We start from the raw sequence: 12,741 nt of genomic DNA on the forward strand, positions 1-12,741 counted from the left end.
ACCTCGACTCACCGCTCCCCCCCGGCGGATCGCCGGCCTAGCCGAGATCGATCGCGCTTGTGGGGAGGGGCGACGCGACTGAAAACCCGACGGCTGGCGCCGATCCCATGCCGGCGGGGCGCAACAGACCAATCCATTGGCTGCCTCCGTCGCGGTCAATCGGCTGATACTTCCCTCGAGGTGGCCTTCGATGACGGATACCCTTCACGCCCCGGTCGGAGCCGTCGACCACGCCTTCGCGCCGCCCGTCATCACGGGCACCTCGTCGAAGGAAGCGCTCGACATCCTGTTCCATGCCCTCCTGGACGTTGCCCGCCGGCACGAGCCCGAGCTCGAGGACGTGCTGCACGGCCGCGCCAACATCTCGGAATTCTCGCCCGAGCTGCTGGCCCGCGCGCTGCAGGTGCAGGGCATCTGGTTCCAGCTCCTCTCGATCGCCGAGCAGAACGCCGCCATGCGCCGGCGCCGTCAGGTCGAGCGCACCAAGGGCCGCGAGGCGCTGAGCGGCAGCTTCAGCGCCGTGCTGGCCGATGCGGCGGCGAGCGGCATCAAGGCGCCGGAAATCCACGCGCTGCTCAAGGATCTCCGGATCCGCCCGACAATCACCGCGCATCCCACCGAGGGCAAGCGCGTCACCGTGCTGGAGAAGTTCCGCCGCATCTACCTCGTGCTGCGCGAGCTGGAACTGCCGCGCTGGACCGAGCGCGAGCGCAACGGCCTGATGAACGAGCTGCGCGACCAGATCGAGCTCGTCTGGATGACGGGCGAACTTCACCTGGAGAAGGCCACCGTCGAGCGCGAGGTCGCCTGGGGCCTGCACTTCTTCGACGAGACGCTGTTCGAAATGCTGCCCGAGGTGCTCTATTCCCTGGAGGAGAGCCTGGCGCAGTACTATCCGGACGAGAAGTTCGAGGTGCCGGCGTTCTTCCAGTTCGGCTCCTGGATCGGCGGCGACCGCGACGGCAACCCCTACGTCACCTCGTCCGTCACCCGCACCACCCTGCAGCGCAACGCGCTCGCCTCCCTGCGGCGCTACCGCGACGGCGTGACGTCCCTCGGGCGCACGCTCTCCCTCACCGAACGCTCGCTGCCGGTGCCGGCGACCTTCAAGGCCGAATTGGCGCAGATGCTGGCCGAGAGCGGCGACGGCCGCGCCATCGCCAACCGCAACCCGGGCGAGGCCTATCGGCAGTTCCTCACCTGCATCCTGCGCAAGCTCGAGGCGACGATCCTGCGTAACAAGGGTCAGCGCTCGACCGGACCCGACTACCCGAGTGCCGACGGCCTCATCAACGACCTGCGGACCCTGGAACAGGGGCTCGCCGACGCGAAATGCGCCTCGCTGGCGATCGACTTAGTACGCCCGGTGCGGCGCATGGTGGAGATCTTCCGCTTCTCCACTGTCCGCCTCGACCTGCGCGAGAACACCACCCGCACCACCAAGACCCTGCAGGCCCTGTGGATCCAGTCCCATGGGCAGAACCGCACCCCGCCCGACGTCGATTCACCCGAGTGGAAGAAGTGGCTGATCGAGGAACTGGCCAAACCCCGGACCGGGGAGCGCAGCTTCGACGACCTGCCGGACGACGCCCGCGAGACCCTGGAGACCTTCGCGCTGGTGGGCGAGATGCGTGAGCAGCTCGACCGCGAAGCCTTCGGCGCCTTCATCCTGTCGATGACCCGCTCGGTGCAGGACATCCTCGGCGCCTACCTGCTGGCCAAGGAGGCCGGCAACTTCCTCGACGCCACCGGCACCGAAATTTGCTGTCTGCCGATCGTGCCGCTGTTCGAGACCATCGACGATCTCCGCGCCGCGCCTGCGATCATGAAGGAGCTGTTCTCGATCCCGGTGGTGCGCCGCTCGACCCGCTGGCAGGGCGGCGTCCAGGAGGTGATGATCGGGTACTCGGACTCGAACAAGGACGGCGGCTTCGTCGCCTCGAACTGGGAACTCTACAAGGCGCAGGACAAGCTGACCCAGCTCGGCAAGGCCTCCGGCGTGCCGATCGCGTTCTTCCACGGCCGCGGCGGTTCGGTCAGCCGCGGCGGCGCTCCGACCGCCCGGGCCATCGCGGCCCAGCCACCGGGCTCGATCAACGGACGCTTCCGCACCACCGAGCAGGGCGAAGTCGTCTCGTTCAAGTATGCCAACCGGGGTACCGCCGCCTACCAGATGGAGCTTCTGGCCTCCTCGGTCTTCGAGCACGCCCTGAAGTCGGAGCGCGAGGCCGCCAAGATCCCCCGTAACGAGTTCGACGATTGCCTGGAGGCGCTGTCGGGCGCCTCGCGCGCGGCCTACGTCAACCTGATCCAGCACCCCGATCTGGTGACGTATTTCGGCGCCGCGAGCCCCCTCGACGAGATCGCGCTCCTCAACATCGGCTCCCGCCCGGCCCGTCGCTTCGGGGCCCGCTCGCTCTCCGACCTGCGCGCCATCCCGTGGGTGTTCGCCTGGTCGCAGAACCGCCACGTCATCACGGGCTGGTATGGTGTCGGTTCGGGCCTCAAGAGCTTCCTCGACGTGCGCGGTCAGCAGGGCGAGGCCCAGCTGCGGCGGCTGTTCGCTGAATCGAAGCCGTTCCGGCTCATCCTCGACGAGGTCGAGAAGACGCTGCTGATGGTCGATCTGGAGATCGCGCGCGACTACGCGAGCCTCGTCCCCGACGAGAACGCGCGCAACAGCATCTTCCCGATGATCGAGGCCGAGTACGCCCTGACCCGCGAGATGGCCCTGCGGGTCAGCGGCGGCCGCGAGCTCGCCGAGCGCTTCCCCCTGTTCCGCGACCGCCTCAACGGGCGCCTGCCGACCATCAACCAGGTCAGCCGCGAGCAGGTCGAGCTCCTGCGCCGCTTCCGCTCGGAGGAGGACGAGGATCGACGCGAGGCGGTGAAGTCCGCCCTGCTGCTCTCGATCAATTGCATCGCCGTCGGCTTCGGCGCGACGGGGTGATCCATTTGTCCCAAGACCGAAGACCGCCACCGGCCCTCGGTCTTGCGCGCAGCCGCACCCGGACGGGTATGGTGGCCCGACCGTCGGGTCTCCTGAACGACCCAATCATTCGCAACAGGAAGGAATCCCCATGAGCTTTACCCTGATCCAACAGGCCACGCCGCGCCTCCACCGCTCGGAACTCGCCGTCCCGGGCTCCAACCCGACCTTCATGGAGAAGTCGGCCACCTCGAAGGCCGACGTGATCTTCCTCGATCTCGAAGACGCAGTCGCTCCCGACGACAAGGAGCAGGCCCGCAAGAACATCATCCAGGCGCTCAACGAGATCGACTGGGGCAACAAGACCATGATGATCCGCATCAACGGTCTCGACACCCACTACATGTACCGCGACGTGGTCGACATCGTTGAAGCGTGTCCGCGCCTCGACATGATCCTGATCCCCAAAGTCGGCGTGCCGGCCGACGTCTACGCCATCGACGTGATGGTGACGCAGATCGAGCAGGCCAAAAAGCGCGAGAAGAAGATCGGCTTCGAGGTCCTGATCGAAACCGCTCTCGGCATGGCCAACGTCGAGGCGATCGCCACCTCGTCGAAGCGCCTGGAGGCCATGTCCTTCGGCGTCGCCGACTACGCCGCTTCGACCCGCGCCCGCTCCACCGTCATCGGCGGCGTGAACAAGGACTATTCGGTCCTGACCGACAAGGACGAGGCCGGCAACCGCGAGACCCATTGGCAGGACCCGTGGCTGTTCGCCCAGGCCCGCATGATGGTCGCCTGCCGCGCCTATGGCCTGCGCCCGATCGACGGTCCCTTCGGCGACTTCTCCGATCCGGACGGCTACACCTCCGCCGCCCGCCGCTGCGCCGCGCTCGGCTTCGAAGGCAAGTGGGCGATCCACCCCTCGCAGATCGACCTCGCCAACGAGGTGTTCACCCCGTCCGCTGCCGAGGTCGACAAGGCTCGCCGCATCCTGGCGGCCATGGAAGATGCCGCCAAGGCCGGCAAGGGCGCCGTGTCCCTCGACGGCCGCCTCATCGACATCGCCTCCATCCGCATGGCCGAGGCGCTGATCGAGAAGGCCAACGCGATGTCGGCGAGCTGAAGGCTCGGCCCGACGCCTGACGAAACCCGCAACTCGGCCGCCCCTCTGGGGGCGGCCCTTTTGTTTGGTGACCGGTCCGCAGCCTGGCCGGCACCAAGACCGCCCGTCATTCGTTAATCCACGCCCGCCATGGCCAAGCGTTGCGGCAAACCTGCAAGAGCGAGCCGACTGACGGGCGCATGACATAAGACCCTCACCAGGTATTCAGGGAGATCCCATCATGCACGTGACCATCGAAGACGCGCACAAGGCCATCGAGGCCGCCCGCGCGAAGGCCGTGGAGCTCGGCACACAGATGTGCATCGCCGTCGTGGATTCCGGCGGAAACCTGAAGGCCTTCTACCGGATGGACGGCGCCTGGGTCGGCTCCATCGACATTTCGCAGAAGAAGGCGAAGACCTCTGTCTTCTTCGGCATGATGACCGGGCAGATCGGTCAGCTCTCGCAACCCGGCGGACCGCTCTACGGGATCGAGCATTCGAACGACGGCCTGATCACTTTCCCGGGCGGCATCCCGATCGTCGACAAAGACGGCGAGATGTCCGGCGCCATCGGCGTCAGCGGATCAACAGTCGAGAACGACCATGCGGTGGCGCTGGCCGGCGCAAGCTGCATAGGGTCGACGGAGCTGCCCGCGCACCCCTGGCGGACCTGATCTGCGCGCGACCCCCCTTCGAACAGCGAAAAGCCCCGCTCGCGAGAGCGGGGCTTTTCCTTGCGGGCCACGAACGCGACGGCCCCGCGGGGCCGCCGGATCGAAGCTTACATTGAGCCGAACTTGTAGTTGAAGCCAGCCTTGATCAGGTTGCCCTCGGTGTTGAAGCGCGAGGTGTACGAGCCGGTCGCCGGAGCGCCGAGACCGGTGTTGTTCACCAGAACGTTGCGGCTGCCGAGGTCGTAGCGGAGATACTCGGCCTTCAGCGTGATGGCGCTGGCGCCGAGGAGGCCGCCGATGAAGTTGAAGCGGTTCAGGAAGCTGTCGGTGGGGATCGCGTACTCGATTCCGCCGCCGTAGACGTAGCCCGTCTCCATGCCCTTGTAGCGACCGAAATAGGCGAGCTGGTTGGCGGTGTTGAAGAAGTCGGCCTGGTACTTGACCTCGCCGTAGGCGAAACCACCGGTTCCGTACACGAGGAACCGATCGAAAGCGTAGCCCAGGCGACCCTGGACGGTGCCGAGATAGTTCAGACGGTTCCGGTAGCTGCTCGGATCCGGGATGAAGTTGTTTTGAGCGATGGCCGGGCCGAAATAGTCGCGGCGCTTGCCGATGTCGGTCCAGGTGACGTCGGCCTCGGCGCCGACGACGAAGCCGGAGCCCGGGGTGAACTGGTAGTTATAGCCGATGCCGCCACCGATGTTGCCGATGCCATCTTGCTCGGCCTTGAAGCTGGGAGCGCGGCGGCCGAGAGCGACGTTCGTGGCGGTGTTGGCGTTGTTGCCGACCGTGCGAATGGTCTGGCTGTCGCTGAAGGTGTAGGAGCTGTGCGTTCCCACGTAGAAACCGGTCCAGGTGAAGACCGGCACCGGCACGAAGACCGGCGGGGGCGCCTGACGGCGCGGAAGGTCGGCGGCATTTGCTGCGCCGATGGCGGCGAGCGAAGCGAGGCCAGCCAGGAAAGTCTTTGCAATCATCGGGGTGTCTGTCCCAGGGTCGGAGAGTTGCCGTCAAGCTACTCGCGGTTGTCCAAGCCGACTATGCCCCGCAAGCCACACCCCCCTCGGAAGCGTCAGACGGCGTACGAAATTCCGGCGTACGGCCCCCGTCGGCATGCGAGCCGCGATGCACTGCGGGGGCCGACAACGGCCGGTTAAGCACGTCGCGCTATCCCGGTCCGGCACCCCTCCAGCCGTGACAGGAGCGACGATGACACGGGACCAGCTCGCCGCCGAACTGAAGCGCATCGCCACCGACCAGGTCAGTGACATCGAGCGCGCGGTCAAGGACGGCCACAAGACGATCGCGCTGAATGAGATCGCTGATCTCAACCGTAACCTGAAGGCCCTCGCGGCTGCCGTGAAAGGCAAGGGCCTGGTCCGAGCCTGACGTCGGCGCCGGCACATCTGCGTGTGCCGGCTCCCGAGATGTCGGGAGGGCGAGGAAAAGCTCGACAGACCTGTTGACCATTCCTGAACTTCGGCCAAATGTTCCTGATATGTTCTTAATCAGGATCGCTTATGCAGCCCCGGTCCACCTCCACGCCTGCCTGGACCGCGCCTGCGGAGGCGATCGTGGCCGCCTACCTGGAAGAGGCCGGCGGCGATGCGGTTCTCGCGCTCCGTCGCGCGGTGGCCGATGCCCTCACGGACCTGTGCGAGGCCGAGCGCCGGACCCTGCGCCGGGATCGCCTGATCTCGCACGGCTACGTCCGGGGTCGGCCCGACCAGAACGATTAGGGAGGGCTCACACCGCACCGTCGGAGGCTCTTTGCGCCTCGACCTCCGGCGCGACCCGACCGAAGTTCAGAACCGCCACCAGGGCGGTGTCACTGAAGATGTTTCCGATCAGGGCCGGCGGGAAGAGGCGCCCGGCATCGTCGCTTATCGAGCCGAGCCAGACGAAGAGGGCGATCACGATGGGAGCGGGCCGGTTCTGGGATTCTTCAGGCGGGCGTGCCGCTGCGCAATCTCGCGAGGAGCGCGTCCACCTCGGCCCGGGCGGCGTCTAGCGCCGTGGCTTCCCGGCCGCGCACCACGATGCGATTGGCAAAACCGTTCGGCGTCATCGACGGATAGGAGCCGATCGAGACCGTGGGATGAGCCTTGGCGATGGCCGCGAGACCGCCGGCATAATTGCCTTCGGGTAGATTGCCGGCCTCGATCGTTTCCGACAGGACCTTGGCGCCGGTCACCAGCGTCGGCCCGACATTGTCGAGCATGGCCTGCATGATCCCCGGCACACCCGCCATGACGATGACGTTGTCGATGCGGAAGCCCGGCGCCTTGGAGATCGGGTTGGCGATGAGGTCGGCCCCGGCCGGGATGCGTGCCATGCGAAGGCGGGCCTCGTTGAGGTCTTCGGGCTTGTGGCGCTCCAGCAGCATCGCCTTCGCCCGCGGATCGACGTCAATCGCGACGCCGAAGGCGGCAGCCACGCAGTCGGCGGTGATGTCGTCGTGGGTCGGGCCGATGCCCCCGGTGGTGAACAGGTAGGTGTAGGAAACGCGCAGGGCATTGATGGCAGGGACGATGCGATCGGCCTCGTCGGGAACGATCCGCACTTCCTTCAGGTCGATGCCGATGGCGGTGCAATAGTCCGCGATCGTACCGATGTTCTTGTCCTTGGTGCGCCCGGACAGGATTTCGTCACCGATGACCAGGACGGCGGCGGTGACGGCGGCATTTTCTGTGGGTTCGGGCACGGCGGATCCGGGGCAAGCGGGGGAGACCCTGCCAAGTAGCGCGGCCGGACCCGCCTGACCACGCGACCTTCAGCGCGCCCCGCGCTGAAGGTCGCCGTCGATGAGCAGGGCGCTCTTGCCGTCCAGGCGATTGCGGTAGACCTGCAGGTTCTCCATCACCCGCTGGACGTAGTTGCGCGTCTCGGTGAACGGGATGCGCTCGACCCAGTCGATGGGGTCGACACCGCCCTTGCGGGGATCGCCGTAGGCGTCGATCCACTTCTTCACGTTCCCGCCGCCGGCATTGTAGGAAGCGAAGGCGAGGATGTAGGAGCCGCGCCAATCCTCCATCAGTTCGCCGAGATGGGCCTGACCGAGGCGGGCATTGTAGGCGGGGTCGCTGGTCAGGCGGTCCGGGTCGAAGCTGGCGCTGACCCGGCGCGCCGTGCGCTGGGCGGTGGCCGGCATCATCTGCATCAAGCCGCGGGCGCCCACGCTGGATTGCGCCTGCGGGTCGAATTGACTTTCCTGCCGAGCGATGGCGAAGACCATCGCCCTCTCCACCAGGGGAACGGCGGCCGAAGCCTCGTAGTTCGGGATGCCGATGGTCGGGTAGGCGTGGGCGTCGAGCGGTAGCCCGCGCTGCACCGCGATCTTGCCGATGGCGACGAGGGCGCGGGAGTTGCGCTGCTCTGCGGCGACGTTGCCGAGCGCTTCGAGTTCGGCCGCATCCGTGAGGCGGTTCGCCGTATCGATGTAGAGCGGTAGCGCGAGGTCGCGGATCGCGGCAGCCTCCAGCATCTTCAGGGCACGGACGTAGAGGCGCTGGTCGAAGGCGGCCTGCTGGGTCGCGTCGAGGCTGGGGATGCTGCGCAGGGACAGGCTGGAACGTCCGAGTTTGGTCCGCGCCAGTTGTCCGTAATACGCGATGGGCTGGAGAGCGGCGCGCTCGTAGAAGGTCTTGGCGGACCCGGCCTGGCCCATCGCCTCGGCGGCCCGGCCCTGCCAGTACGCGGTGCGGGCGAGCGAGATCGGCGTCTCGGCGATCCGGGCGGCCTCGTCGAAGTGCTGCGCCGCCTTCGCGGCATCGTCCTGGAAGCGAAGGGCGATCCAGCCGGCGTGAAACTCGGCCTCGATGCGCTTCTCCACCGTGCGGGCGCAGGGGGCGCGGGCCACCGCATAGGCGGCGGCGGGGTCGTTGGCGTCGATGAGCTTGCGGGCGACAATCCGGCGCTCGACCCACCATTCGTCGCCGTCGACCAAAACGTCCGCGTTGGTCGGCGCGGTGGCCAGGATCGCGGCCGCCTCCACGACCTTGTCGTGGCGGCGCAAGTACTGCGCTCGGGACAGGATGTAGGAGGAATCGCTTCGCAGCGACGGCGGGACCGCGTTGAGGGCGGCAGGCGCGGCCGAACTCTTGTCCTCCACGGCTCGGCGGGCACGGACCAGGGTCGCGTAGCTGCCGCCGGCCAGGGTCGCGGCGCGACCGGCCGTGTCGTAATCCTCCTTCAGAAGGGCCCGCTCCATGCGGTAGCGGTGATCGATCCGGGTCAAAACCGTCGGAAAGGCATCCAGCACCTTCGTCTCAAGATTCCGGCCGAAGGTTTCCGAGCGCCACAGGTCGCGCACCAGAGCGGCGGCGTCCCCGTCGAGGCCGTCGGCCTTGAAGGCCAGCGCCAGGGCGAATTTGCCCGGCGCACTCGCCGGCCGCGAGGCGGCGAAGAAGGCCCGCACCGTGGCAGAATTCCTGCGCTCCGTCAGCAAGGCCTCCTCGGCGCGGCGGCGCAGGAGGGGGCCGGCCGGCCAGTCGGGATTGCTGCGCGTGAAGGCGACGGTGCGTTCGAAGCCGATGCCGGCACCGGCCCGGATCGCCACCCATTCGAGGAGCGCGCGCGCGGCCGGGTCCTTGACCCCGTCGCGCAGACGGTCGCCCTCGGAGACGCGCCCCTTGCGATAGGCGTCGATGGCTTGGCGCAGGGCCGGCAGGTCCACGTCAGGCGCCACCTGTGCCGCCCGGGCCGGGTCCGGCACATCGGGAATCGGAGCTGCGGGCGAAACCGCCGCGTCGGGAAGCGGAAACGCGATGCCGGCCTCGGGGTCGGCGGAGGCATAGGCCTTGGCGGCGGCGGGAAGAACCTGGCTCGGGGCGGCCTCCGGTGCTTTCGCGTCGATCTTGAGCGCGTCCGCCGCGACCGGGTCGGGGATCTTGGCTTCGGGCAGTGCCGCGGAGGGCGCCACCGCGTCGCTCGCCGGCCGCAGGCTCGGCTCCCCGTCCGGGCCCGCCGAGGCCGCGAGAGCGCCGGCCGAAGCCAGGCTGAGGGCCAGTATCAGGGCCGCGCGTTGCGTCGAGAACACCATGGTTCTTCCAGTCCCATCACCGTGGACAGACCTTCAAGCTCACCCGAAGGGCATTAAGAAGGCATTAACCCCATGAAAGCAGCGTTTGCGCCGGTGCGGGCGAGGGCCTATGTCTCCCCGTCCGCGCGAAGCGGTGCCGCTGCCGGACAACCGGCGCATGACGAGACCGACGTCTGGGAACGCCAGGATGACCGAGACCTCTACACGACGCCTCAGGGGCGCGATGTCCGCCCTCGTGACTCCGTTCAGGGACGGCGCCTTCGACGAGGCGGCCTTTCGCAAATTCGTGAATTGGCAGATCGCCGAGGGCATCCACGGGCTCGTTCCCACCGGTACCACAGGCGAGAGCCCGACCCTGAGCCATGCCGAGCACGACCGGGTGGTGGAGATCTGCATCGAGGAGGCCGCCGGCCGCGTGCCCGTGATCGCTGGCGCCGGCTCCAATTCCACTGCCGAGGCGGTGGAGCGCGCCCGCCACGCCGAGAAGGCGGGAGCGGATGCCGTACTCGTGGTCACGCCGTACTACAACAAGCCGACCCAGGCCGGCCTCTACGCGCATTTCAAGGCCGTGAACGACGCCATCGGCATTCCGATCATCCTCTACAACATTCCCGGGCGCTCCATCGTCGATATGAGCGTCGAGACGATGGCGCGCCTGTACGAACTGAAGAACATCGCCGGCGTGAAGGACGCAACGGCCAAGCTCGACCGGGTCAGCCTGCAGCGCCAAGCCATGGGCGAAGACTTCATCCAGCTTTCGGGCGAAGATGCGACGGCGCTCGGCTTCAACGCTCATGGCGGCCACGGCTGCATCTCGGTGGTCTCGAATGTCGCGCCACGGCTCTGTGCCGATCTCCAGGAGGCGAGCCTCGGTGGCGACTATGCCAAAGCGCTGCAGATCCAGGACCGGCTGATGCCGCTGCACGCCAGCATGTTCGTGGAGCCGAACCCGTCACCGGCGAAGTACGCGCTTGCGCGGCTCGGTCTGATGACCGACGAGGTCCGGCTGCCGCTCCTCACCGTCAGTGCAGAGACGAAAACCTTGGTCGACGCAGCCCTGCGTCACGCGGGCCTGCTCGACGCCTGAGCCCGACTGGCAAAGCGGTCCGCGCAGAACCATATCCCTCGGCCCGGTCGCGATGGCGCGACCGGCCTGACCCGACGTTGTGATGGCTCCCAAACCCGAATCGAACCGCCGCGTCGTCGCTGATAACCGCGCCGCCCGCTACCACTACGAGATCACCGATACGCTGGAGGCCGGACTCGCCCTGACGGGGACCGAGGTCAAATCCCTGCGCAAGGGCAAGGCGACGATCGGGGAGGCCTATGCCGGCCCGTCCGGCACCGACCTGATGCTGTTCAACGCCTACATCCCGGAATACGTCGAGGCGAACCGCTTCAACCACGAGACCAAGCGGCCCCGCCGGCTCCTGCTCCATCGTAAGCAGATCAACAAGCTGATCGGCGCCACCCAGCGTGAGGGCTTCACCGTGGTGCCGCTGAAGATCTACTTCAACGAGCAGGGACGCGCCAAGATCGAGCTCGGCCTCGGTCGGGGCAAGAAGCTGCACGACAAGCGCGAGGCCTCGAAGGAGCGGGATTGGCAGCGCGACCGCGCCCGCATCATGCGTGACAAGGGCTGAGGCCACGAGTGGTTCGCGGGCCCGGGCAATGCCGCGGCCACCAAGATCGGGGTCAGACGACATGCGGCAGCGCGTCCGCTGTCCAGGCGCCTACGGGTCGTCAGACGTTGCGCGCTCGCCCTGTTTTCCGAAGGCGGCCGAGAACCCATAACGCCATCCGCGTCCGCCGGCGGGCCACACCGAGCATCGTCACTGGGTCCCCGCCGGCCAGCGGCAGGAACGGGTCGTGCCGGACATCGGCCCAGACGGCGCATCGGTCACGCGGGACAGGATCGTCTGCACCGCGATCGCCGCCTCCAATTTGAGCTGGAGACGTCACGGAGAAGGTTGCGCCATTCCGGCATCGCCGTCACGCGCCGCTACAAACGCTGGAACGAAGCTTATGCGACGGGATAGGCTGTCGCCCAAACGTTGCTCTTGTGCCTCGACCGAGGTGCCGATGACTTCTGCCAGGACGGCTCGATACCCGTCGGCCGGCATGACGTTCGACCGGGCGACGGGATCGCCCGGCCTCATCCTTCAGTCTCTGCGGCAAGCGCCAGTCTTCCGACGTTTCAGGGCTCGACCGCCTCATCGCTCTGGCGAATGCCGTAACGGCTTTCCAGAGCGGGGCTCGGCCGCGCCGAGCGCTCCGGCGTCTCGCCGCGGAAGCGGGTTCCCGTATCGCCGGAATTTCGGCTGTCCGGGGCGCGCGGGCTTCGCTCGCCGGGATCGCGGCCGATCCGTGCGATCAGTTGCGCGAGATCCACGAACTCGTCGGCCTGCCGGCGCAGATCGTCCGCGATCATCGCGGGCTGCGTCTGGATCGTGCTGACGACCGTGACCCGAACACCGCGGCGCTGCATCGCCTCGACCAGGGACCGAAAATCCCCATCGCCGGAGAAGAGCACCATGTGGTCGATATGGGGGGCCAGTTCGAGCGCGTCAATCGCCAGCTCGATATCCATATTGCCCTTCACCTTCCGCCGACCCATCGAATCGACGAATTCCTTCGCAGGCTTGGTGACGACACGAAAGCCATTGTAATCGAGCCAATCGATCAGCGGACGAATGGACGAATATTCTTGGTCTTCAACAATTGCCGTATAATAAAAGGCGCGAAGAAGCGAATCTCTTGACTGGAACTCTCGGAGAAGACGTCGGTAATCGATGTCGAACCCGAGTGCCTTTGTCGCTGCGTAAAGATTCGCGCCATCAATAAATATGGCGCTGCGCTGTTGTGCGCTCATGGGTTGACCCGCTTAAGAGGAAGACAAAAAACGAATATCTTTGTAAAAAATGGTGGGCGACCCCGAACCTTATGCTTGCTCCTCAGCCCTGGTTGCAGATGCTCAGAATGCACTCGAA

General features: G+C 66.9%; 12 protein-coding genes. 7 read left to right on the forward strand and 5 right to left on the reverse strand.

Going from position 1 to position 12,741, the window contains the following annotated elements; genetic code table 11:
* Positions 1–190 precede the first annotated feature (190 nt).
* The 3 genes from ASF18_RS18185 to ASF18_RS18195 all read left to right on the forward strand — a co-directional run bounded on the left by ASF18_RS18185 (position 191) and on the right by ASF18_RS18195 (position 4,710).
* Positions 191–2,950, forward strand: coding sequence for a phosphoenolpyruvate carboxylase (locus ASF18_RS18185; RefSeq protein ID WP_056353739.1), 2,760 nt, complete (start codon positions 191–193; stop codon positions 2,948–2,950).
* 130 nt (positions 2,951–3,080) lie between these two features.
* Complete coding sequence (locus ASF18_RS18190) at positions 3,081–4,055, forward strand: CoA ester lyase (RefSeq protein WP_056210994.1); 975 nt, start codon at positions 3,081–3,083, stop codon at positions 4,053–4,055.
* A gap of 220 nt (positions 4,056–4,275) precedes the next feature.
* On the forward strand, positions 4,276–4,710 hold the full coding sequence (locus ASF18_RS18195; RefSeq protein ID WP_056272827.1) for a heme-binding protein: 435 nt from the start codon (positions 4,276–4,278) through the stop codon (positions 4,708–4,710).
* Between the two features lie 107 nt (positions 4,711–4,817).
* Here ASF18_RS18195 and ASF18_RS18200 read toward each other — a convergent pair whose 3' ends face one another.
* Positions 4,818–5,687, reverse strand: a complete 870-nt coding sequence (locus ASF18_RS18200; protein WP_056272825.1) for a hypothetical protein — start codon at positions 5,685–5,687, stop codon at positions 4,818–4,820.
* Between the two features lie 232 nt (positions 5,688–5,919).
* On the opposite strand from ASF18_RS18200, the gene ASF18_RS18205 reads away from it, so the two are divergent.
* On the forward strand, positions 5,920–6,099 hold the full coding sequence (locus ASF18_RS18205) for a hypothetical protein (protein ID WP_056189372.1): 180 nt from the start codon (positions 5,920–5,922) through the stop codon (positions 6,097–6,099).
* A gap of 131 nt (positions 6,100–6,230) precedes the next feature.
* Positions 6,231–6,449 (forward strand): hypothetical protein, encoded by a 219-nt coding sequence (locus ASF18_RS18210; RefSeq protein WP_056353742.1) that lies wholly within the window; start codon positions 6,231–6,233, stop codon positions 6,447–6,449.
* A gap of 7 nt (positions 6,450–6,456) precedes the next feature.
* On the opposite strand, the gene ASF18_RS23840 is transcribed toward ASF18_RS18210, so the two are convergent.
* The 3 genes from ASF18_RS23840 to ASF18_RS18220 all read right to left on the reverse strand — a co-directional run bounded on the left by ASF18_RS23840 (position 6,457) and on the right by ASF18_RS18220 (position 9,751).
* Positions 6,457–6,627, reverse strand: coding sequence for a hypothetical protein (locus tag ASF18_RS23840; RefSeq protein WP_200917636.1), 171 nt, complete (start codon positions 6,625–6,627; stop codon positions 6,457–6,459).
* Between the two features lie 28 nt (positions 6,628–6,655).
* Positions 6,656–7,414: a molybdopterin-binding protein gene (locus ASF18_RS18215; RefSeq protein WP_056353745.1), complete on the reverse strand. Its 759-nt coding sequence runs from the start codon at positions 7,412–7,414 to the stop codon at positions 6,656–6,658.
* Between the two features lie 69 nt (positions 7,415–7,483).
* Positions 7,484–9,751, reverse strand: a complete 2,268-nt coding sequence (locus tag ASF18_RS18220) for a transglycosylase SLT domain-containing protein (RefSeq protein WP_056353747.1) — start codon at positions 9,749–9,751, stop codon at positions 7,484–7,486.
* Between the two features lie 187 nt (positions 9,752–9,938).
* Between ASF18_RS18220 and dapA the strand changes: the two genes are divergently transcribed.
* Both dapA and smpB read left to right on the forward strand, forming a co-directional pair.
* Positions 9,939–10,838, forward strand: coding sequence for a 4-hydroxy-tetrahydrodipicolinate synthase (dapA, locus tag ASF18_RS18225; protein WP_056353751.1), 900 nt, complete (start codon positions 9,939–9,941; stop codon positions 10,836–10,838).
* An 82-nt stretch (positions 10,839–10,920) separates the two neighbouring features.
* The gene (gene smpB, locus ASF18_RS18230) at positions 10,921–11,394 is read left to right on the forward strand and encodes an SsrA-binding protein SmpB (RefSeq protein ID WP_056189358.1); all 474 of its coding nucleotides are present in this window, start codon (positions 10,921–10,923) and stop codon (positions 11,392–11,394) included.
* 554 nt (positions 11,395–11,948) lie between these two features.
* Here the strand turns inward: smpB and ASF18_RS18235 are convergent.
* Positions 11,949–12,623 carry an NYN domain-containing protein gene (locus ASF18_RS18235; protein ID WP_056211007.1) on the reverse strand — a complete coding sequence of 225 codons (675 nt, stop codon included), beginning with the start codon at positions 12,621–12,623 and terminating at the stop codon, positions 11,949–11,951.
* Between the last annotated feature and the right edge of the window lie 118 nt (positions 12,624–12,741).

This window comes from Methylobacterium sp. Leaf89 (assembly GCF_001422215.1).
In the GTDB taxonomy this organism is placed as follows: domain Bacteria; phylum Pseudomonadota; class Alphaproteobacteria; order Rhizobiales; family Beijerinckiaceae; genus Methylobacterium.

Excerpts from the sequence above, each read along its gene's own strand:
- ASF18_RS18185 (WP_056353739.1), top strand. The coding sequence starts at position 191 with ATGACGGATACCCTTCACGCCCCGGTCGGAGCCGTCGACCACGCCTTC.
- ASF18_RS18190 (WP_056210994.1), top strand. The coding sequence starts at position 3,081 with ATGAGCTTTACCCTGATCCAACAGGCCACGCCGCGCCTCCACCGCTCG.
- ASF18_RS18195 (WP_056272827.1), top strand. The coding sequence starts at position 4,276 with ATGCACGTGACCATCGAAGACGCGCACAAGGCCATCGAGGCCGCCCGC.
- ASF18_RS18200 (WP_056272825.1), bottom strand. The coding sequence starts at position 5,687 with ATGATTGCAAAGACTTTCCTGGCTGGCCTCGCTTCGCTCGCCGCCATC.
- ASF18_RS18205 (WP_056189372.1), top strand. The coding sequence starts at position 5,920 with ATGACACGGGACCAGCTCGCCGCCGAACTGAAGCGCATCGCCACCGAC.
- ASF18_RS18210 (WP_056353742.1), top strand. The coding sequence starts at position 6,231 with ATGCAGCCCCGGTCCACCTCCACGCCTGCCTGGACCGCGCCTGCGGAG.
- ASF18_RS18220 (WP_056353747.1), bottom strand. The coding sequence starts at position 9,751 with ATGGTGTTCTCGACGCAACGCGCGGCCCTGATACTGGCCCTCAGCCTG.
- dapA (WP_056353751.1), top strand. The coding sequence starts at position 9,939 with ATGACCGAGACCTCTACACGACGCCTCAGGGGCGCGATGTCCGCCCTC.
- smpB (WP_056189358.1), top strand. The coding sequence starts at position 10,921 with ATGGCTCCCAAACCCGAATCGAACCGCCGCGTCGTCGCTGATAACCGC.
- ASF18_RS18235 (WP_056211007.1), bottom strand. The coding sequence starts at position 12,623 with ATGAGCGCACAACAGCGCAGCGCCATATTTATTGATGGCGCGAATCTT.